Annotated in this window: 14 protein-coding genes; 4 read left to right on the plus strand and 10 right to left on the minus strand. The window is 40.8% G+C overall.

Going from position 1 to position 22,468, the window contains the following annotated elements:
• Positions 1-253 precede the first annotated feature (253 nt).
• The 8 genes from AAFP14_RS12095 to AAFP14_RS12130 form a co-directional block, all read right to left on the minus strand.
• A complete protein-coding gene (locus AAFP14_RS12095; RefSeq protein ID WP_341732509.1) occupies positions 254-1,354 on the minus strand; it encodes a glycosyl transferase in 1,101 nt (366 codons plus the stop codon).
• A gap of 30 nt (positions 1,355-1,384) precedes the next feature.
• Positions 1,385-2,494 carry a protein-glutamate methylesterase/protein-glutamine glutaminase gene (locus AAFP14_RS12100; RefSeq protein WP_341732510.1) on the minus strand — a complete coding sequence of 370 codons (1,110 nt, stop codon included), beginning with the start codon at positions 2,492-2,494 and terminating at the stop codon, positions 1,385-1,387.
• A 6-nt stretch (positions 2,495-2,500) separates the two neighbouring features.
• Entirely contained in the window at positions 2,501-3,514 is a 1,014-nt protein-coding gene (locus tag AAFP14_RS12105; RefSeq protein WP_341732511.1) for a hypothetical protein, read from the minus strand.
• Positions 3,515-3,637: 123 nt separating this feature from the next.
• Positions 3,638-5,929 (minus strand): methyl-accepting chemotaxis protein, encoded by a 2,292-nt coding sequence (locus AAFP14_RS12110; protein WP_341732512.1) that lies wholly within the window; start codon positions 5,927-5,929, stop codon positions 3,638-3,640.
• 56 nt (positions 5,930-5,985) lie between these two features.
• Positions 5,986-6,582, minus strand: coding sequence for a chemotaxis protein CheC (locus AAFP14_RS12115; protein WP_341732513.1), 597 nt, complete (start codon positions 6,580-6,582; stop codon positions 5,986-5,988).
• Positions 6,583-6,593: 11 nt separating this feature from the next.
• Entirely contained in the window at positions 6,594-6,956 is a 363-nt protein-coding gene (locus AAFP14_RS12120; protein ID WP_341732514.1) for a response regulator, read from the minus strand.
• Positions 6,957-6,996: 40 nt separating this feature from the next.
• A complete protein-coding gene (locus tag AAFP14_RS12125; protein ID WP_341732515.1) occupies positions 6,997-8,085 on the minus strand; it encodes an adenylate/guanylate cyclase domain-containing protein in 1,089 nt (362 codons plus the stop codon).
• 238 nt (positions 8,086-8,323) lie between these two features.
• Positions 8,324-11,206, minus strand: coding sequence for a response regulator (locus AAFP14_RS12130; RefSeq protein WP_341732516.1), 2,883 nt, complete (start codon positions 11,204-11,206; stop codon positions 8,324-8,326).
• Positions 11,207-11,498: 292 nt separating this feature from the next.
• Between AAFP14_RS12130 and AAFP14_RS12135 the strand changes: the two genes are divergently transcribed.
• The 3 genes from AAFP14_RS12135 (at position 11,499) to AAFP14_RS12145 (ending at position 15,238) form a co-directional block, all read left to right on the plus strand.
• The gene (locus AAFP14_RS12135; protein ID WP_341732517.1) at positions 11,499-13,838 is read left to right on the plus strand and encodes a chemotaxis protein CheW; all 2,340 of its coding nucleotides are present in this window, start codon (positions 11,499-11,501) and stop codon (positions 13,836-13,838) included.
• 85 nt (positions 13,839-13,923) lie between these two features.
• A complete protein-coding gene (locus tag AAFP14_RS12140) occupies positions 13,924-14,361 on the plus strand; it encodes a chemotaxis protein CheW (protein WP_341732518.1) in 438 nt (145 codons plus the stop codon).
• Positions 14,362-14,401: 40 nt separating this feature from the next.
• Positions 14,402-15,238 carry a CheR family methyltransferase gene (locus AAFP14_RS12145; protein WP_341732519.1) on the plus strand — a complete coding sequence of 279 codons (837 nt, stop codon included), beginning with the start codon at positions 14,402-14,404 and terminating at the stop codon, positions 15,236-15,238.
• Between the two features lie 87 nt (positions 15,239-15,325).
• On the opposite strand, the gene AAFP14_RS12150 is transcribed toward AAFP14_RS12145, so the two are convergent.
• The gene (locus tag AAFP14_RS12150) at positions 15,326-16,339 is read right to left on the minus strand and encodes a hypothetical protein (RefSeq protein ID WP_341732520.1); all 1,014 of its coding nucleotides are present in this window, start codon (positions 16,337-16,339) and stop codon (positions 15,326-15,328) included.
• 122 nt (positions 16,340-16,461) lie between these two features.
• Here AAFP14_RS12150 and AAFP14_RS12155 point away from each other — a divergent pair, with 122 nt between their 5' ends.
• Positions 16,462-17,028, plus strand: coding sequence for a hypothetical protein (locus tag AAFP14_RS12155; protein WP_341732521.1), 567 nt, complete (start codon positions 16,462-16,464; stop codon positions 17,026-17,028).
• A gap of 4 nt (positions 17,029-17,032) precedes the next feature.
• Here AAFP14_RS12155 and AAFP14_RS12160 read toward each other — a convergent pair whose 3' ends face one another.
• Entirely contained in the window at positions 17,033-22,357 is a 5,325-nt protein-coding gene (locus AAFP14_RS12160; protein ID WP_341732522.1) for a trifunctional serine/threonine-protein kinase/ATP-binding protein/sensor histidine kinase, read from the minus strand.
• Positions 22,358-22,468: the final 111 nt, after the last annotated feature.

Below are 22,468 nucleotides of genomic sequence, written 5' to 3' on the forward strand. Positions count from 1 at the left end.
TCGACGCAAAAAGTCTTCAAAATTAGTTGTTTAATCTCCTCTCTTTTGATTTTTTGAGCAATAACTTGCCTTCTGTTGAAAGGCAGCTACTTTTAGATGCGATCGTTTTTTAGTCTAAACTCCAGTAATGAGTCATAGGATTTTAGATTGGGGATTTAGGATTTGAGATATTGCCATAATCTGCTGCGGGCGAAGGCAGAGGAAAGTTTGACAAGCAGCGAATTGTCTTGGCTTTATTTGATTGACTTGTTTGCTATTTAAAATAATCTACAACAGCTTGGGCGATCGCCTCCGTACCATTTTTCGCTAATTTCTCTGACAAACGCGGGGGCTGCATCGGTTTTCGTAAAAACTCCCAATCACCCTCAAAAAACTCCGCAGCAGTGATAATTTGATGGGAACCATAATTTTGCATCCCTTCGAGTAAAACCTGCGCTTCTGCAAAACCTTCTCTCATGATAGAAACAACAGGTATGGACAAACGCAAAGCTTCCGAAAAAGTGCTATACCCCGGTTTGGAAATCACCCGTCCGCAGACAGGCATTACATCAACTGGACGCGGTAAAATGGGGAAAGAGTTGGCAAACTCCTGACTCTTGACTCTAATCAAATTTGGCAAATCAGGAGCAGCAGCATCAAAAGTGATAAATTGGCGATCGCTAAACTTGTGTAAATTATGATAAGGGATATCTTCCAAACCGAGTCCACCAAAAGTCAATAATACAGTATTTTCTAGGGGTGTGTCGATTCTGAATAAGTCGCGAATTTTATCATTACTATACCGAGGATTGCCACCTGTTAAACCAACATCTTCTATATGGGGGAAAAACGACATTTTTTCGTGCAAAGGGAGACGAAAAAGGCGATCGCACATTCCGAAGCACTCACCAATCCAATCCACTATGTCGTCAAACTCCCCGCCCCAATCACGATAAATAAAATCCCAACCAAAATTGCTCATCATCCAGCAAGGAACACCAGCAGCCTTAGCAATCTTTGTCATCACAGGTGGAATATCTGCCAGAATCAAACCCACCCGATTTTGTTTAATAAAATTTACTTCGCTAGCAATTAGTGAATTTTGCTTTTTCCGAATTTCCTGCAACTTTTCCAGTGTGGCGTCTAAATCCATATTCAAACTGTCAGACTGTACGACACCAACATCAAAAGCGCGGGGACGGAGTATGAAATCACCTGTGATGTATGATTCTAGCAACCAACGAGGTGCTGTTGTGGCGATAATTAATAAAAGTTCTGGATGTAATTCTTGAATTTTTGCTGCTACTGATGAGACTCGGACGGCATGGCCGAATCCATGATTAGTGATGGCGATGTATAATGTTGGTCGAGACATTCTGATTGGTAATTGGTAATTTGTTATTTGTTATTTGTTATTTGTTACTCGATCGATAATTTCGCCGGCCATTGCTTCCAAAGATACCACTCGATCGGCTAAACCAGAATTAGCCACACTTCCCGGCATACCCCAAACTACGCTACTAGCCCGATCTTGAACTAAAATTTGACCCCCAACCTCCCGAATTCCCTCACACCCGTGAAGTCCATCTTGTCCCATCCCCGTCAGCACTACAGCTAAAACCCCCGCACCATAAATTTTAGCAGTCGATCGAAACAACACATCAACCGCAGGGCGACAAGAATTTTCTGGAGGATCTTGATTAGTCCGAATTTGCACTTCAAAACCCTGTCTTTCTAACAACATATGATAATCTCCCGGTGCTATCCAAGCAACTCCCGGTGCGAGAATACCCCCTGTCAAACCTTCCTCCACCCGAATCTGACACTTTTGAGCAAGTCGTTCGGCCAAACGCTTTGTAAATATAGGTGGCATATGCTGCACAATCACTATGGGTACGGGGAAATTAGCCGGTAACGCCGACAAAACAGTTTCCAAAGCATTCGGCCCTCCCGTTGATGCCCCTACAGCCACAATTTCCACCTGAGATTTAATATTTTTTATCGCTGGAGGGGGGGAGAGAAAAGGCGATTGATGTTTGGGGGCTTCAGGAGAAATAGTTTGAGCTTTTTCTGCTACTTCCCTAGGGGCTAAATTCGGCATTAAACTGGTCTGGCAAATGATTTTAATTTTAGTAATTAACTGCTCCCGAACGTAGGCTGAAATCACTTCATTACTATTAAAATTTTCAGGCTTACTCAAGTAATCTGTAGCGCCAAGAGAGAGAGACTCCAAAGTAGCAGAACTACCCATTTTTGTGAGGGAGCTAAACATGATAACGGGAATTTTTTTGTCTTTTTCCCTGATAGCTACCAAGGTGTGTAAGCCTTCCATTTCGGGTTTTTCCAGATCCAGCACAATCAAATCAGGATTCACCTGAGAAATCTTAGCCAACGCAATTTTACCATTGGGCGCAGTTCCTACAACTTCTAATGCTGCATCGGCATCGAGGAGATTACTTAATAATCGGCGTACAACTACGGATTTATCAACTACTAAAATTTTAATGGGGGGCATTTTAAATTAGACTCTAAACATCAGATCTAGAAGTAAACGAGCTTGAAAAAACAGAATAAAATCTCCTTCTACATGAAAATCTATGATTTTAAAATGGGACATCAACAGTATAATTGTTGACCTGATATTAAAATTAAGAGCGGTAAAAATCTCCTCCGCAGAACCTTCTATATAGTTGGGAACTACATAACCGAGGTCGTATTTTAATGTATTGCTAAATGTGCCAACGATACCGCTAATCGCTAAATTGCCAATTTCTCCCATGATGTCGGCTTTATCTTGCTTGAATTTATCACTTCCGACATCGCCACCGCCGTTGATTCCCAAGACAAAAGCATCTGCCGCTTCGCAGGAAAATAATAACTGAGCTGAACCAGATAAATTGCCTGTAAAATTAATTTGAGCTACAGATAATAAGTTGTTGCCCAAGGTATCTCTCATTTTTTTTTGTAAAAATAGAGGCGACAGTGCATGAAAAAAAGGTGGTTGAAATTCGATTTTGCAGCCGATGGTTTCGCTCATTTGAGAAATGGCTGTGCGGATGGCTTTGTTCACCACATCCTGTAATTTATTTTGTTTCCCTGTTTGGATAAATCCTAAGTCAAAACTCTGACTTTGATTTAGGGAATCAAGGGAGTTGAAATAGTTGGGATAGACAGCCATTGCTAGGGCATGGCGCAGTTCTAATTCATTGTTAGTTTTTTTGAGGGTAGCAAAAATTCCGGCCAGGGACAAATACTGAATCATATTTTTGGCTAAATCATCGCTGAGGATGATGGTGGGTATTTGCAAAAAGTGTAAAAATTGGATAATCTGCAAATAATTATGTTCGATAAATGCAAAATCTAAAATGACTGCTTTGGGATGGTGGCACTCAGCAATATCTAAGCAATTGTACAAATCGGTAGCTGTAGCGAATACATATTCGTCGGCTTTTATAGTGTCGTATAGTCTCTTATTTTCTACCTCTACACTGCCACCAATCAGAATTAAAGCGATGGGATGTGAGTAAATATTCATGGCGGTATTTTTGTAATAATTTAAGTAGATTTTTCAAAGATGATTGTATGTTAAGAGGTTCCCAGCTACTGTCAGGGAACCTCTTAACGTATAATCATAACTAACTACTGACTACTAATAAAATCAATACTTGAATTGACTGACAAGTTGTTGTAGTTCGGTGGCGGTTTTCGACAATTCGAGCGCCGAATTTTGAGTATTGCTAGCACTGGCGGTCGTACTTCCCGCGGCCTCGGCTACGCTGGTAATATTACGGGCAATTTCCGAAGAACCGATCGCAACTTGATTGACATTTCGCGAAATTTCGGTAGTTATGGCTGTTTGTTCCTCCACTGCACTGGCGATGGTAGTTTGAAAATCGCTGATTTGGTTGATAATAGAAGTAATTTGGGCGATCGCCTGCACCGAACTCCTAGTATCACCTTGAATAGCTTCTACTTTCTTGCTGATATCTTCAGTCGCAGCCGCAGTTTGTTTCGCCAACTCCTTCACCTCATTCGCCACCACCGCAAAACCTTTGCCCGCTTCTCCAGCCCGCGCCGCTTCAATCGTAGCATTGAGAGCTAATAAATTAGTCTGTTGGGCGATCGAAGTAATCACCTTAACAACATTGCCAATTTCTGCGCTACTGAGACCGAGTTTAGTAATCGTTTCATTAGTCGTTTCCGCCATCTTCACCGCCGAATAAGCAACTGTGGCTGCTTCCGAAGCATTTTTAGCAATCTCCCTAATGCTAAAATTCATCTGCTCAATACCGATAGCAACGGACTGAGTATTGGTGCTAACTAAATCCGCCGCCGCCGATACCGTAACAGCTTGAGCCGAAGTTTCTTCAGCCGCAGCCCCCATATTTTGGCTTTCGCTAATCAATTCCTCCGAAGCACTGCTAACGGCGATCGCCACTTGAGAAATCTGCTGCACTTGCTGGGTCAAATTAGCAGCCATCAAATTAACATTATCCGTCAAATCCTTCCAAGTACCGCCGATATCGGGTACCCTCGCCTGTCCTCCCAACTGTCCCGAAACTACTTCTTGAGCCAGCTTAGTTACTTCATCTGCAAAAGTATTAAGCCGATCCACCATGGTATTCAAAGTATCTTTCAGTTTCAGAATTTCCCCTCTAGCTTCTACAGTAATTTTATGAGATAAATCTCCCCCAGCAACCGCCGTAGAAACTTCAGCAATATTGCGAACTTGTGCCGTCAAGTGAGCAGCCATAATATTCACATTATCAGCCAAAGTCAACCAAGTACCAGACAAACCTGCAACTTGTGCTTGACCTCCCAATTTGCCTTCAACACCAACTTCTTGAGCAACTCGCGTCACTTCTAAAGCAAATCCATCAAGTCGATCGGTCATTTTATTAATTGTATTCTTCAGCTCCAAGATTTCTCCTTGAGCTTCTACAGTAATTTTTTTAGACAAATCACCATGAGCCACGGCCGTAGTCACTTCCGCAATATTTCGCACTTGACTGGTAAGATTACTCGCCATTAAATTAACATTTTTGGTTAAATCTTTCCACACACCAGCCACGCCGTGAATTTGTGCTTGACCGCCGAGTTTCCCCTCGGTTCCCACCTCCCTTGCTACCCGCGTTACCTCTCTTGCAAAGTCGTTGAGACTATCAACCATTTGATTAAGAGTATCTTTCAGTTGCAAAATTTCACCTTCGGCATCAACTGTAATTTTTTCATTCAAATCACCCACACTAATCGCAATGGCAACTTTATTAATGTTCCGCACTTGATTAGTGAGATTTGCCGCCATCAAGTTAACGCTTTCGGTAAGTTCTTTCCAAATACCAGAAACGCCTTCTACTTTTGCTTGGGTTCCCAATTTTCCTTCGCTACCAACTTCGTGGGCGACGCGGGTAACTTCTAAGCCAAAAGCACTTAATTGGTCTACCATGTTATTGAGAGTAGTGCCAATGCGACGGAATAATCCTTTAATTGGTTTACCTTCTACTTCTAATTTAAATTTCTCCGATAAATCGCCTTTAGCCACAGCGTGCAGTACCTTTGCCATGCCTATTGTCGGTACAATCAAGCTATTTAGTGTCAAGTTTACGGCATCCAAGCTGTTAACCCAAGCACCTTTAAATTCTTTAATTACTGTTTTTTTGGGTACTTTTCCTGCTTCGGTAACTGCTTGACTTATTCGCTCTACTTCGTCAGCAAATTTTTCATTGACTGTCACCATTTCATTGAAGACTGTGGCAATTTCACCCAATCCGCGATCGGCTGGTAAGCGCACGCTAAAGTCCCCATCTCTAACTGCTGCCAGAGCGAGAATTAGTTGTTGGCGGTATTGACTATCGCCGATTAGTGGAACTTCTTTTTCTCCCAAATCGCCGCTGTCCACAGCATCAATGTTAGAAGATTCTAAGGGGATTGATTGATTTTGGTTTTCCATGTTGTCGGCTTAGTTTCGGGAGATTTTAATTAAGAAATATCGGATATTTACTAGGACTATACACTGGCGATCGCCTTTAATAACAATTTGAATGAACCCATATCAAAAAACAGCATAATGTCTCCTTGAATTTGTAATTCTTCTATACTAAAATGAGCAGGAGCTAACAGGATAGTGCCGTAGTGGAGAGACTCTTCTTTTAATAATAACTCCTGAATCTCTTCCTCTGCGTAATAGGGAACTGCATAGTCTAAGGGTTGGTCTAAAACATTACTAATTGAACCCATGACCCCGTTGATCACCATATTACCCACCTCGCTGAGCGTACTAATCTTGAGAGAATCCAGGTCTGGACTTCCTTTATCTTCGCCAGTGAGAACAGAAACTAGATTTACCGCACTCTCAGTTGGAAAGAGTAGCTGAGCACTGCCAGAAAATGAACCGCTAAAGGCTAGCTGCACCACAGAAAGTAACTCTAGACCGAAACGTTGCTTTAATTCTCTTTGCAATTCAAGAGAGGATAAAAGTTCAACATCAGGAATTTCTAACTGAATCGGAAATTGAATCATTTCATTCAACATTCCAGCAGCATGACCCACGCCAATATTAATCAGTTCCTTCAAAGCATCTAATTCATCGGCTGTTAACTCCACTCTCCTATCTCCTATTTGCTACTCAGAGCTTTTTGGATTGCATCCTGAATTTCTGGAGCTTTTGGAGGCTTTTTCAGCATCATAAAAGCTCCCAATTGTTCGCATTTTTTCCGTGCACTGTCTTGAATATCTGCTGACAGTACGATTACGGGAATTTTGATTCCTTTTTCGTCCAGGGATTTCAGCAAGGTAAAACCGTCCATTTCTGGCATTAACAAATCTGTCATGATACAGTCGGGCGAATGAGCAGCAGCCATCTCTAAGCATTCTTGTCCGTTGCCAGCTTCTATGACTTCATGTCCGCCTGCTTCCACAGCTTTCCGAATCATCCGCCGAGCAAATGCTGCATCATCTGTAATCAAAATTAAAGCCATTTTGGCGATTTCCTCCCAGTTTTTATTTTTAATTAATCATTCATGCAGTACATTTGTTGAAATGTTTTGAGCAATCTAAAAGATAAGTTTTCATCTTCCCTTTACCCTTAACATCCATTATTTCTCTAGCTGTAAACAAATGTGGTTTTGACAACTGTTTGTAGGTGTCTTCTGTCACTTGAATGCAGCCGGGAAAACTGTACTGTTCCATGCGACTTGCGGTGTTCACGGTATCACCCCAGAGGTCGTAGCTGAATTTTTTAGTACCGATGACTCCAGCCACCACAGGCCCGGAATGAATGCCAATTCGCAGACTATGGAATTCTTGTGTTTCGGTGTTTAGCCTCGCCATCGCTTGCTGCATGGCTAGGGCTATTTGTACGATCGCATCGGCATGATCCTCGCGAGGTATTGGCAATCCCGATGCTACCATATAACCGTCCCCAATTGTCTTAATTTTTTCCAACCCGTACTCTTCAGTTAATTTATCAAATTCTGAAAAAATAGAGTTAAGTTTGAGAATTAATTCAATAGGAGAAATTTCGGCTGCTAGCTTAGTAAAGCCTACCATGTCAGCAAATAACACACTGACATTGGGAAAGTGATCCGCAATCACTAAGTCGGGGCTAGATTCTGCTTGTAATCGCTGAGCGATGGATTCTGGTAAAATATTCAGTAATAATTTTTCGGTCTTTTCTTGACTTTCAATCAACTGCCTGTAAAGTTGTGACTGTTGAATCAAGCGCCGCACTCGCTGGATCAAAACTGGCCAGTGAATAGGTTTAGTTACATAATCTGTTGCTCCTACTTCAAAAGCTTGATTGACTGATTTTTTGTCATCTAGTGCTGTAGTCATCAACACGGGGATTTTTTCGGTTTTGGGATTTGCTTTGAGTTGAGCGCAGCAAGTAAATCCGTCCATTACAGGCATCATGGCATCTAGCAACACAATATCTGGGCAATTTGCTTGACAAATTTCCAAACATTCTAGACCGTTTGATGCTTCCAGTACCAGATATCCTTCTTTTTGTAGAATTTTGCGTGTAAATAGCTGCTGGGTTTCTTCGTCATCAACGATCAGAATTTTCGGTGTGGTCTGCGGGTTTGTTCTAAATTCAGCACTAATCATTTTAGATGCAAATTAGGTGATAGTTCAGGATTGTTTATTGCCAAATTTTATTGACCTGTGCCTAGTGATTAATTGGTAATTACTTTTTACCTTATTTCTGAATTATTTTTATGATTGTACCAGATACTTGCAGATATTTCATATTTGTGCGATCGGATTTAAAATTTGAGATTAACTCCCGTCCTGAGTTGGCAAATCAAGGAGTCTAGGGGCGGGAGAGCAAATTACTTGATTGTTGTCAAACATCATCGGCTAGACTCGATGGTAAAGCAGCTTTTACCCGCTGATATTCAGCTTGAATTTTTGACATCAGTGCTTGACTATCGGCGATAGTTTCATTTCTGGCCATCTGTTCGAGTTGGGCGCACAATTGAAATAAAGGCATGGCTCCCACGGTGCTACAAGCACCTCTGAGAGCGTGGGCTGAAGCTTTAATTGCTGGACAATCAGCTCGACTCACTGCATCTGCCATCGCTTGTAATTTTGGCTCTGCTCCTTCGAGAAATTTATTAACTATTTCCAGCCAGAATTCCTCGGCTTCTTCCCCCAATAAATCCTTCAATTCTTCAAAGTTTTGAGAGTCGATTGGTGGTAATTCTATTTCCGTTGTCTTTGTTACGGAAATTTTGGCAGTAGATGGTGGTACTAAGGCGGGTGCTATTTTCTCTAATTCGGTGTTATCAAATTGCGGTACAATAGGTAAGTGAGGATGGGAATGTCCTGATAAATTATGAATATTATTTGCTGCTAAACTTGGTGTCGATGATGGAGTATTTGCTTCTATTTGTGAAATCAAAACCCCGGCACGGGCTATGATTGTTTTTAACTCTTCAAAAGCAGATATTTCCGTAACAGGAGACATTGGAGTTTCCCCGATAGTTGTCTCTGCAACATCACTTTTGGCTGCCTGATTTTCTAGCTCCACAAATTCAGTCTGCTCTACATCTGGATTTATAAAATAGGGATCTAGTGCAGATCTATCCACAACGCGATCGTACAGATTGAGTGCTTGAATTATCGCCTGGACTCGCACTGGTTTACTGATATAATCGTTCATTCCAGCTTCCAAACAAATTTGGCGATCGCCCTCCATGGCATTAGCCGTCATTGCAACGATCCAAGGAAAAGTCGATTGGGGATTTTCTGGATGGTCTAATTCCAATATTTCTGATTCTTCGCGACGATCGTCTAATATTGAATTCCCGGTAAATTGCTGGCGAATCCGGCGAGTAGTTTCCAGTCCGTCCATCTCTGGCATTTGCATATCCATAAATATAATATCGTATTCACAACGCGCCAAAGCATCCAGCGCTGCTTGTCCGCTGCTAGCAATATCAGGGCTATAGCCTAACTTTTGCAACATCTGCGCTGCCACTATTTGATTAACTTCGACATCATCAACCAGCAGTATTTTTAAAGGCCGTTTTTCAGCGATTTCTAAATTGAATTGAGTGGGAACAATACAGGGTTGATTATTGGTGCATTCACCGCCAAGAATGCGGAGTAAAACTTCGTGAAGTTGCCCTTGCCTAATGGGCTTATAAACAAAAGCTGCAAATTCAACTCTACCTTGAATTTCTTTGCGGGATGGTCTGCCACCAGAACTGAGAATTATTAAAGGCAAATTTTTGCCTTTGGGGAAGGTGCGAATTTTTTCAGCTAAAGTGATTCCATCCATTTCTGGCATATGAAAGTCTAAAATTCCCAAGTCAAATTGATTTTCATGTTGCAGAACTTTCAGTGCTTGAGTGCCAGATTTAGCAGCGCGGACAATCATTCCCCAAGACTTAGCTTGCAGGGTGAGAATCTTGCGGTTAGTGGCATTATCGTCTACTACAAGCAGTCGCAAACCTGCTAGTTGAGGCTGGGGTACATCGAGGTTTAAACTCTCCTTGGGAGGAGGTGCTGACTGAGATGTTATAGTAAAATAAAACTGAGAACCTTTCCCAATTTCACTTTCTACCCACATCGTGCCCCCCATCATTTCGCTAAGGCGTTTGCTGATAGCTAAACCCAAGCCTGTGCCACCGTATTTCCGAGTTGTGGAACTGTCAATTTGACTGAAAGGTCTAAATAGTAAATTTAGGCGATCGGGCGGAATTCCGATACCTGTATCCTTGACAGTAAATTTAATTTCGTAGTTGCTAGTTGCGGTTGTTTGTGGTTCTATACTGTTGAATTTACTCTCAATAATTCGTTTGGCTGTTACTTTAACTACCACTTCTCCTGCTTCGGTAAATTTGGTAGCATTACCTAGTAAATTGAGCAATATTTGGCGCAGTCTCGTGACATCTCCGTAGACAAATGTGGGGGTATTGCCATCCAATTCACAGGCTAAATCAAGCTGTTTTGTAGCTGCTTTCATCGCTACCAAATCTAAAGATTCTTCAATGCAGTTTCTCAAGTTAAAGCGTTCTTCCTCTAAATCTAATCTGCCTGCTTCTATCTTAGAAAAGTCCAGGATATCGTTGATTATTGACAGCAAAGCATCGCCACTGGTGCGAATTGTATTGACAAAGTTACGCTGATTTGGAGATAATTGAGTATCTAACAATAACTCCGTCATGCCGATGACTCCATTCATGGGAGTGCGAATTTCGTGGCTCATCATTGCCAAAAATTCGCTTTTGGCTCGGTTGGCGGCTTCGGCTTGAATGCTGGCACGCTTTAATTCTTCTTCAATTACTAATCTGTGCTTAATTTCTTGCTGATAGGTTTGGATGCGGTGCGTGAGTTCGGAAACATCTTGAATGGCGATTAATGCGTAAAAACCTTCTCCTTTAATGGCTCGAATTGGAGTGACATTAGTATTTTGGACTCGCGGTTTGCCGTTAGGTAGATTGGAGGCAATTAAGGACTGGTGCAGTTGGGAAGAAAATACAGCGGGCAACCCATTTTTGAATACTTGTTGTAATCGACTCTGATATTTAGGTTCGTCGAGTTGAGGAAAGTGGGTTTTTAAGTTGGTACCGATGATTTCTTTTTTAGGTATTTTTGTCCACTGTTCTAAAATACGGTTCCAAAACAGCACTGAAAAATCTGGTCCGATGACACACAAACCAATGGGTAGTCGATCGAGTATGCTGAATTCTTGCTCTGCTTGTTTGATTGCTTCTAGCATTTTTTACGTGGTTAAAATTTGACCTATAAGTCCTGTATCTGGCTGGTAACTGTATCTGGCAATCCTCGATCCCGATATTTATCTCAGCAGGGTTGACAAACACGGGGTCAGACAGGATGTGAATATTTTTTGTGAATTTGTATTAATATAGTATACTAATGAGGTCAAGTTTGCAATCTTTTAGCTCCGACTGTCAGAGTAAGAGCGATGGGACTGCACCCCGCTAAATTTTTTAAGTCTTCTATAATTTATTATACTCAAGAATCAAATCCATGAAAAAGGAACAGGAGAAATGGAAATCGATGAAGATGTAAAGGAATTCCTGATTGAAGGTTATGAATATTTGAACCAAATTGAAGGGGATTTAGTCGCTCTGGAAAAAAATGATTCCGATCCAGAGGTGATGAATCGAATTTATCGCAATCTTCACACTATTAAAGGTAATAGTGGGTTTCTGGGAGTGGAGAATTTGGAAGCGGTGGCTCACGCTGGGGAAAATTTGCTCAGCCTGTTGCGCGATCGCACAATTGTCATGACTCCCGATATCACTAGCGCTTTACTGGAGACAATCGACGCCGTGCGAGAGCACTTGGAAGCGCTGGAAACGACAGGAAAAGAAAGTTTAGTCGATCGCACTCCTTTAATGATGAGACTGGCAAAACTGCAATCATCGGGTGAGGAGTTGGATGCAAGTGCGATCGCCTCTGAAGACAGCATAGCTACCCCAGAATCTGTCCCAACATCACAGGGAAAACAGGATGCAACAGGAGATAGTTCCTTGGTGGACTCTAGCTTGTTTGCGACGGGCAAAATGGCGATTCTGACTAATCCGAATATCCCCAACGAACAAACACCAGTTGATACTGAGGGCGATCGATTCAAGATTGCTGACACCGCCATCCGAGTCGATGTCGGCTTGCTAGACAAAGTAATGAATTTAGTAGGCGAATTGGTTTTGTGTCGGAACCAAATCCTAGAATTCGTGAATACACAAACAGCCAACTACCAAAATGATGATACTTTAAAATCCGTATCCAGCCGCTTAAATTTAGTTACTTCCGAATTGCAACAAGAAGTAATGAAAACTAGAATGCAGCCCATTCGCACAATTTGGAACAAGTTTCCCCGCGTGGTGCGCGACACAGCATTTAGCTTGGGAAAACAAGTGCATTTAGAAATGGAAGGAGAAGAAACTGAATTAGATAAAACTTTAATTGAGGCGATCGCCAATCCGCTCACTCACTTAGTCAGAAATTCTCTGGATCACGGCATTGAAACATCAGAAGTACGCACCGCCAAAGGCAAACCCGCGATCGGGAGGCTGTTTCTGCGAGCCTATCACGAAAGTGGTCAGGTAAACATTGAAATTTCTGATGACGGCGGGGGCATCGATCCAGAGCGCCTTAAACATAAAGCAGTCCAAAACGGCATCATCTCTGCCCTGGAAGCCAGCCAAATGAGCGATCGCGAGGCACTAAATTTAATTTTTCTCCCCAGTTTTTCCACAGCCGAAAAAGTAACAAACCTTTCCGGTAGGGGAGTTGGTATGGATGTGGTACTCAAAAATATTGAAAAAATTAGTGGCACCATAGATGTTTATAGTCGAGTAGGCAAAGGTACAACTTTTAAGCTAAAAGTCCCTTTGACTCTAGCTATTATTCCGACATTAATTATTACTACTGGCGGCGATCGATACGCAATTCCACAAGTCAATTTACTAGAATTGCTACGATTAGAAGGAGAACAAATTAAACGCATCGAAATGTTTCATGGAACTCCCGTATATCGATTGCGAGGGCGACTGCTACCTTTGATTTATTTAAACCGAGAATTAAATATAAAATCCCCCAGTTTAACCGATTATAAAATATCCCAAATTCCCCTCGATGATGCTCTGAATATAGTTGTAGTTCAAGCTAATGACAAACCCTTTGGATTAGTAGTAGATGCCATCAACGACACTCAAGAAATCGTCGTCAAGCCTCTCGGAAAACAACTCAAATATTTATCTTGTTTTGCGGGAGCAACCATTATGGGTGACGGGAAAGTTGCTTTAATTTTGGACATTCATGGCATAGCTCAAAAAACCCACTGGAGTCAAGCCCAAGAAAAAGCTATTTTAGCAGACCAAAACAACGAGCCAAAATCTTCTGAACCACCCCAACAATTGCTAGTATTTCAGGGTCCAGATTGTCGCCGAATGGCTATTCACCTATCCGAAGTATCTCGATTGGAAGAGTTTCCTCGCCATCTTTTAGAGCGTGTCGGTAAACAGGATATGGTACAGTACCGCAACCAAATTATGCCAGTGATTTATTTGTCGGCTGTGTTTGGTAACGACGATGATTTACCTAATTCATCAACAAATGGTTTAGTCGATCGCTCAGACTCCGCAAATGATAAACTGTCCTTGATTGTGGTGTCAGTTGATTCAGGACAGCAAGTGGCTCTGGCGTGCGATCGCATTATCGATATTGTAGAACAGGCGATCGACATCAAAGGTGCAGCTACTCAAGCAGGAATTGCATATTGTGCTGTCATTCAGGATCGAGTAACTGAAATTATTGATGTCGATTCAGTAATTAGTAACAATTTATTCGGAGTGCAGCAGATGCTAGCCAGCGCCCGCTAAAGCAATTCCACTCACATCTTGCACCATTCTCAGTCAGAGACGAGAATAACTCTTCCACAAAAAATGAAAAAAGGAATAATTCAAAATGTCTGAATCAACTCTCTTGTGTACTTTTTTTGTTGACAACTTATTTCTGGGTATAGAAGTTGAAAAAGTGCAAGAAATCACCCCTTACCAAGAGATGACACCAGTGCCACTAGCACCAGCCGTAGTCGGCGGATTGATTAATTTGAGGGGTGAAATTGTCACGGCCATTGATTTGCGTCGCCGCTTCGATTTAAGCGATCGCCCAGGGGGCAAATTACCGCTAAATGCGATCGTGAGAACCGCTGATGAAACAGCTAGTTTATTAATAGATGATATTGGAGAAGTTTTAGAAGTAAACCAAAAAGATTTTGAAACCCCTCCTGATACTTTTACTAGCAAATTGCGGCCATTAATTCGAGGTGTATACAAGCTGCCGAGTCAGTTGCTGCTATTTTTAGATGTTGAGAAAGTTGTGAAAATAGGAGATAGTCAATAGTTATTAATTATTTGTTATGTATTCCCCATTACCAATTAATATGTCCATAAGTATTGCAGATTTTGATTACATTCGTAAACTCGTATACGATCGCACAGGTGTATTTCTCTCCGAAGACAAAACCTACCTAGTGGAATCGCGTTTAGGAATGTTAGCCAAAGAAACAGGGTCGAATTCTATCAGTGGCTTAGTCACAGAATTAAAACAAATCAAAGAACACCGATTTAACCCTCTTTACCAGTCCATTGTCGAAGCAATGATGACTAACGAAACTTTTTTTTTCCGAGACATCAACCCTTTTGAAGTGTTGCAGAAATTCGTAATTCCAGAATTATTAAAACAGCGACTAAACCGGGAAACTTTAAATATTTGGTGCGCGGCTTGTTCCAGTGGTCAAGAACCCTACAGTATTGCGATGCTGCTACGCGAATATTTTCCTCAGCTTGCTCACAACCAAGTCCAGATAATAGCCAGCGACATCTCTACAGCAATGTTGAAGCGAGCGCGATCGGGACGCTACCAACAGCACGAAGTCGATCGAGGTTTACCAACCCCATTTTTAGAAAAATACTTTCAGCATTGTGGCCAAGAATGGCAGATTAAAGAACAGATTCACCAGGCGATCGAATTTCGCGAACTCAATTTAACAGAACCTTTTAGAACTCTCCCTCAAATGGACATTATTTTTATGCGAAATGTCTTAATTTATTTCGATCTTAAAACCAAACAATCCATCTTAGCAAGAGTACGACAAATATTGCGCCCTAACGGTTACTTATTTCTAGGCGGAGGGGAAACAACAGTGAATCTTGACAACGCTTTTGAGCCAGTGCAATTTGAAAACGGTGTGTGTTACCGATTGAAGCGATCGAGTTGACAATCAAGCAATTAGGTTAAATGCCAACTCCCAAGGGCTGTAGCAGCGAACATTACAAGCCCTAGGCTAACTTTTTAAATCTCAAATTTAAAAATTAACATTGGATGGCCAAATAGGCAACTCATTAACCTTTTTCAGGGTTATATCTACATATTTTTTCTCACCAGCCACCTGATTTTCTCCAAAATATCCATCATCACCATCATGCTTATGAGGACCGCTCAAAGCTTCGGCATACCGATTTTCTAAACGAGCTTGATTGAATGGTGAACCCACAAAGCAGTACCAGCGACTGGGAAAAACTATACCACCAATATCCTCAATTGAGTCGCGAGAACCGCGAAAATGAAAAATGCGATCGGCATCTGCAAAACCATTTTCTCCTGAAAACACACCGCCAACCGAAACAACAGTAATTTCTGCCTTCAGCCATTGTTTAAGATAGTGAGTAGCCCCCAGAGCAACTTGTGCCCCGCCGCTAGTTCCAATTAAAATAACTTTCAAAGGTTTTTCAGGAGCCTGTGAAATCGGATATTTAGCATTCATCCGCTCAATAATTACATTGGCAATTCCTTGATTATAAGCCTGACCGTAGCGATAATCTAAAGAAATTGCAAACCGCCAAAGATTGCGAATTTTGATGAATATATCCGCCGCAATCGGCCCACTTTTTGCGTGTTCTGCAAACCGCCAAAAAGGTGCTAACAGCCTTTCTCCTCCTAAACTTTTGTTAGAAGCTGAGTAAGGAAAAATATCACCCACAGCTACACACTGCGGATGACTTTTCACTAAACTCTTGAGAAAAAATGCTTCCCCACGGGTTAATTCGTCCCCCGAAAAATCGCCTACTCCGGGCAAAAAAACAATATAACAATTGAGAGGCGAAGACTGACTTTGGTCGATATTAATATTGTTAGAAGGTAAGAGAGCCGGCGGAGTTTTTTTTAAACCCAAACTCTCGGCATTTTGACCAAGCCACCAGATAATAGTACCCACTGGCGAAACAATACCCCAGACGATCAGTATTGTACCTGCGACGAGCAACAAATTTAAACTTCCCCCACGCAGCCAGACAAGTATCCGTAAAATCAACTTCAACATTTAATAAAATTTGGTAAAATACCAATAAGTTTTCTAATTGAGGAACAATACTTGATGTATTTTTCTGTATTAGAGCCGATTCTTTAGAAAATGTCAACTATCTTCAGGAGCAGTAATCAAAAGTGAGGGGAAAAGATTCAATTGCTGGTTTAGGGGTAACGTTATGGAACGCCCTTTCTTTAAACGGCAATTTTTACGAAAATACTTCATATACTCCCAAAACTAAGCGGATAGCATTAACAATTGTAATTTTAGCAGCGTTGTCTAAGGTTCTGGGCAATGCCGTCATTTTGTTAATCAATCGAACTGAGACCCCGGTTCTATTTTTAGCTCTTTTGATAGATAGTTTGGCAGTGGTGGGAGGTTATTATTTCTGGACTTTTACTATCTCTAAAATCGGGGATTGGCTAAAACCAGGTCACGTAAATTATGGGGAATTGCTAATTCCAATCGGATTTGCCTACGCACCCCAAGTGCTGAATTTTTTAACGCTAATTCCCTTGTTGGGAGAAGGAATAGAGCGCATATTAGCTGTTTGGAGTTTGCTAGCGGTAATTGTGGGAGTTCGCCAAGGGTTAGATATTAAAACTCGCTGGGCGGTGTTAATTTGTTTGGTGGGTTGGCCGTTAATTCAAATTGCGATCGGATTTATGAAAATAATTGAACAATTGCTTTCAGTATGGTTCTAATTCATCAATAGGGAAGCACAACTTTAAACTCTGCTCCCTCTCCCGGTGCCGAGTCACAAATCAAATTTCCTCCGTGCTGATCTAGCACAATTTTATAACTGATTGACAGTCCCAAACCAGTGCCCTTACCGACTGGTTTTGTCGTAAAAAACGGATCGAAAATTCTGGCTTTCACCTCCGAATTCATACCCATACCATTATCAGTAATCTTAATCGCCACTTTATTTTTTTCTAGGACTTCAGTCGCAATCCAAATTGTCGGAGGCTGTGTCTGGTCAACTTTGCTGCCAATTCCTCGATACAAAGCATCAATAGCATTCATCAGTAAATTCATAAATACCTGATTAATTTCTCCGGCATAGCAATTCACCAAAGGCAAGTGTGCGTACTGCTTAATAACTGTTATTCCACTTAATCTTTTCTGCAAAATCATCAAGGTGCTGTCGATGCCTTCATGGATATTCACCCATTTTATTTCTGATTCATCAAGTCTGGCAAAATTTCGCAACGACAGCACAATATCGCGAACTCTCCCAGCACCTACTTTCATCGAATCAATCATTTTATAAAAATCTTGGATTAAAAAATCTAACTCTATTTCCTCACTTTTATCGACTATAGGCTGCACCGGGTCTGGGTAATATTTTTGGTATAAAAGCAATAAATCAACTAAATTTTGAAGATATCGATCGCTATAATACAAATTTCCATGAATAAAATTAATCGGATTATTAATTTCGTGAGCAATTCCCCCAACTAATTGCCCTAAACTCGACATTTTTTCACTTTGAATTAACTGTAATTGAGTGCGACTTAGTTCTTCTAAGGTGGCTTGTAACTCCTGAGTTTTTTCGACCACTCGCTTTTCCAGAACTGTATAAAAACTGGAATTTTCTAGAGATATCGCTGCTTGTGCCGACAGCATTTTCAAAACTTCTAACCTTTCCTTGGTAAAAGCACCTTTGATGAGAGTATTTTCTAAGTAAAAGATTCCTTTTAGATTGCCTTGATGAATCACGGGCAATACCAGAATAGATAGGGGTTGATGGAGGGTAAGATAAGGATCAAAATTGAATCGATCGGTTACTGTAGCATCTTCTAAAACTAAGGGTTCTCTAGTTCTTTCTACATAGTTAATCAAGGAAACTGGCAACATTCCACCTTCGGTTATTGGCAGAGATTCCAGCACGGTAACATCATGGTTATCACCGAATAATGCTACTTCTATTGCTAATTTATGACCCGTATTGGCAATAAAAATTATTTTCTGCGCTCCGGCATTTTCCCTGATAATATATAGGAGTTTTTCTAACAAACTACTGATAAAAATTTCCCCAGAAAGAGCTTGAGAGGCTTTGACAACTGTTAATATATCTAGGGATAAATTCTGATTAATCGTGGTTGTTACAGTGGTGGGACTGACATTGGGGGAGAGGATTTGTCGCGAGCGATCGACTAAATAATCATAGCGAGATTCTAAGTCTTTAACTTTGGCTATAGCTCCCCAGTTTATGTAAGCATAATAAGCTTTATCCAGATAAGATATGGCAATTATTTCCTTACCCCAAGATTGATAAAACTCTCCAGCTAATTCGTAAGCTAATGCTTCTTCTTGCAGATAACCGTTAGCAGCAGCTCCTTTAATAGCTAGGTCATAATAGTCCATTGCTTCTAGCTTATTGCCTAAGATTCGCGCTTTTTCCGCCGCCACCAAATCAAATTTATGTTGATAGTTCATGGGTGCATGGTAAGCCCAAAACTTCATTTTTATCTGATTGGATTCAACAATAGCTAAAGATTCTGTTTGATTTGGTGTCTGGGGGTAATCAGCGAGGAGAGAAAGCGAATAATAAAAATTATGTACCCCGATAGTAATCAGCCCGATCGCTCCATCTGCATATTCTACTGCTAGTTTAGCCCTAGCCACAGCCAGAGCATAATCTTTAAATAAGAACAGCATCATCACTTGAGCTACATAAGCAGCAAACAGCGACATTCGATTATTCTGTTTCCGCCACAGAGAGAGCATCGCCGTGTCATTCAATCCACGGCTAACTAAGGCTACTTGCTCTGCTGTTTCACTTCTTAAACTCAAAGTAATTACTTGCCAAATTTTAGCATAACCAATGGCAAATTCATGCTTATTTTTTACCAAGAATTGCATATATATAGCTTGTTGCTGTTCGACATATTCTAAAGGTTCTCCCACTAGAAACAAATTGATAATGTAGTGCTTAGAACTATAAATCGCCCATTCCAGATCGCCTATTTCTACACCGCTTTTCATTGCCTCTAAAAATGCAGATAGCGTATTTTTAGCAGGCTCTTGCCAAATTTTTATGTGACCATTAAACATGACGTAAACTTTGGCTTTATGTTGAATTGCATGGAATTTATCCAACAGTCTTAAAGCAATGATTCCAGCATGATATCCAGAGACAATATCACCCTTAACTCCACATAAAATCATGCCATAAAGAGTATAGGGAAAAGCAGCCAACCCAGAATGACCATTTGTCAAACAAAGATCGATCATTGTCAAGACGAGGGGCGACACAATTTCGGGTTTGGCAATATAAGCAGGAGGATAGATAGCTATTAGTATTTGCAACGCTGCTAGTTGATAGGGATCTGTCATTTCTGGCAGGTTTTCTACATCATCAATGCTCGGCAAGTTAGGAATCTCTAGGTTTTCGTCTAATAAGTTAAATCCGAGAATATTCAAAACTTTAATACCAGTTTCGACAGCTTTCAGCATCTGGCTTTGAGCTTGAAATATCTGTATTTGAAGCTGATATACTTTCAGGCGATCGAGCCGATCTTTCGCACAATTTAAAACTACTTCACCCAAAGCTGTTGCTTGCTCAAAATTAGTATTGAAACATTCTGCTTCTGCCAATTCTACATATAAATGAAGTGTCAAATCATAGTTACTAACCCAACTATCAGATGCTAATAGTGACATTGCTGCCTTAAAATATTTGACAGCAGCTTCGTAAGCATTAGCAGCTTTTGCCTTACGCCCAGCAATCAGATTTAATTCTGCCATCTCGGTTTTTTTGACAGCAACTTCCATGTTGTCAATTCCCACATTCAACTGATTAACAATCTCAAAAATATTTTCCTCTAATTTATCGTGGGGCGTGCTTTCCAAGAGCATTTTACCTATGCTCATATGGGTGGCTTTTTTGTCCCTATCGGGAATCAGAGAATAAGCTGCTTGCTGGACTCGATCGTGTAAAAATTTATAACCTACTAGGGAAGGGTTGAAGCTTAAATCAATTGCTTCTTTCCCATCGAAAAGTAAAGGAATCAGGTAGCTTTCATTTAAAGGAAGTATCAACCCCGCTTGCAAAGCCTCCCATAATTCCAACCCAGTGACTGAGATAGACTTTTTGTTAATTGTAGCCAGAACATCTAGAGTGAAATTTTCCCCTATACAAGCAGCTAATTGCAAAATATTTTGTGTAACTTTTGGTAGTTGTTGCAAGCGAGTTGCTAAGAGTTCTATTACATTTTTATCGGTAATTCCAATAGCTTGAATAGCTTCTAAGTTCCACTGCCATGCAGCCTGAGAAAAATCAAATCTTAAGAGATTTTCTTGATAAATAGCTTTGATTAACTGAGTTAAAAAAAATGGATTACCCCCGGTTTTATTCCATAGCAATCTAGCTAAATCTTGACAAAGATTTGATTTGTTTAATGTGTCAGAGATGAATCTGTTAACCTGGTCTAAATCTAGGGGATTTAATACTAAATTGTTGACATTTATTCCCTGTTCCTGAATATGTTTTACTGTTTGCATCAAAGGATGTGTCGAGTTAACTTCATTATCTCGATAGGCTCCAATTAATAACAAATATTTCGTTTCAGGATTTGTAGCCAGTAATTCAATTAATTTCAAGGTTGCTGAATCAGCCCACTGCAAGTCATCGAGAAATATGACTAATGGATGTTCTTTCCGTGCAAATACATTAATTAAATCTTTGAATAACCTATGAAAGCGATTTTGTGCTTCTTTTGGGGCAAGTTCAGGAACTGGTGGCTGTTTACCAATCAGCAATTCTAGTTCAGGAATTACGTCAATAATTACTTGTGCTGAATCACCGAGTGCAGCTAAAAGTTTATGTTTCCAGGTTTGTACATTTTTGCTACTTTCTGTAAGTAACTGCTGGGTCAAAGATTGAAAAGCTTGAATTAAGGATGCGTAAGGTGTATTCTGCTGGAATTGGTCAAATTTACCGGAAATAAAATAGCCCCGCTGTCGGGTAATAGGTTTATGAATTTCTTTAACTGTTGCTGATTTGCCGATACCTGAATAACCAGATACTAGCATCAGTTCGACTTGGGAATGGGAAGAATTTTCATCTACGGGATTAGCTATCCGTTCAAAGGCGGCTAATAATTCGCTTACTTGTTTTTCCCGTCCGTACAATTTTTGGGGAATCAATAACTGACTTAATATATCTAATTTACCTGGGCAGAAATCAGTAATTTCTCCCTGCTTTATTAATTGATTTAAACAATTTTCTAAATCTGCTAATAATCCGGTAGCGCTTTGATACCTGTCTTCGGCATTCTTTGCGATCAATTTCATGACTATTTGGGAAATAGTCGGCGGAATGTCTGGATTTATTTGATCGGGTAAAATGGCTTGAGAGGCTATGTGACTGTAAACTATTTCTAAGGGGTCGTTGGTGGGAAAGGGTAATTCACCCGTTAGCATTTCATAGATGGTAACTCCTAGGGAATAGAAGTCGGTGCGGTAGTCTAGAAATCGGTTCATTCTCCCAGTTTGTTCGGGAGACATATAAGCAAAAGTACCGATGGTGGAGTTAAAATTATTGATTTGGGGATTTTCTTTGGGCAATTGCGAAGCAATACCGAAATCGGTTAATTTAATCACTCCTGTTTGAGAGTTGATAATAATGTTGCTGGGTTTGATATCTTTATGAATAATATTTTGAAGATGCAGGTATTCTAAGCTGTGGGCGATCGCGATCGCAATCTTCAGACAAGTAATGAGTTGGAGTTTTTGTCTGGACATTAGTCGATCGACTGATTCGCCACCAAAATCTTCTAAAAGCAAGCCCAAGCGGTTGTTATAACTTTTCAGGCTCAGGACTTTCACTAGACTAGGATGGTCTAAGTTTTCCCGAATCCGGTACTCATGCTTGATGCGAGTAATGGCATCGAGGGTAGGATATTCTCCTTTTAGGATCTTGAGTATGGTTGTTTGCTGCTGGTGAGGAATATTCCCTCGGTAAATAATGGTTTCTATACCTTCGTACAAAGTAGAATGGATTTGGTATTGTGAGCGAAAGGGCATGGGCTTTTCCAAATAACTCAGTGGATTAGAGATTTATACTTGACATAGCCATCATGGCATGGCTAAGTGAAAACCCGGATAATTTGATAGGTCTAGCTGGTGACACCGAAA

Source organism: Microcoleus sp. EPA2 (assembly GCA_020882975.1).
Classification (GTDB): domain Bacteria; phylum Cyanobacteriota; class Cyanobacteriia; order Cyanobacteriales; family Microcoleaceae; genus Microcoleus.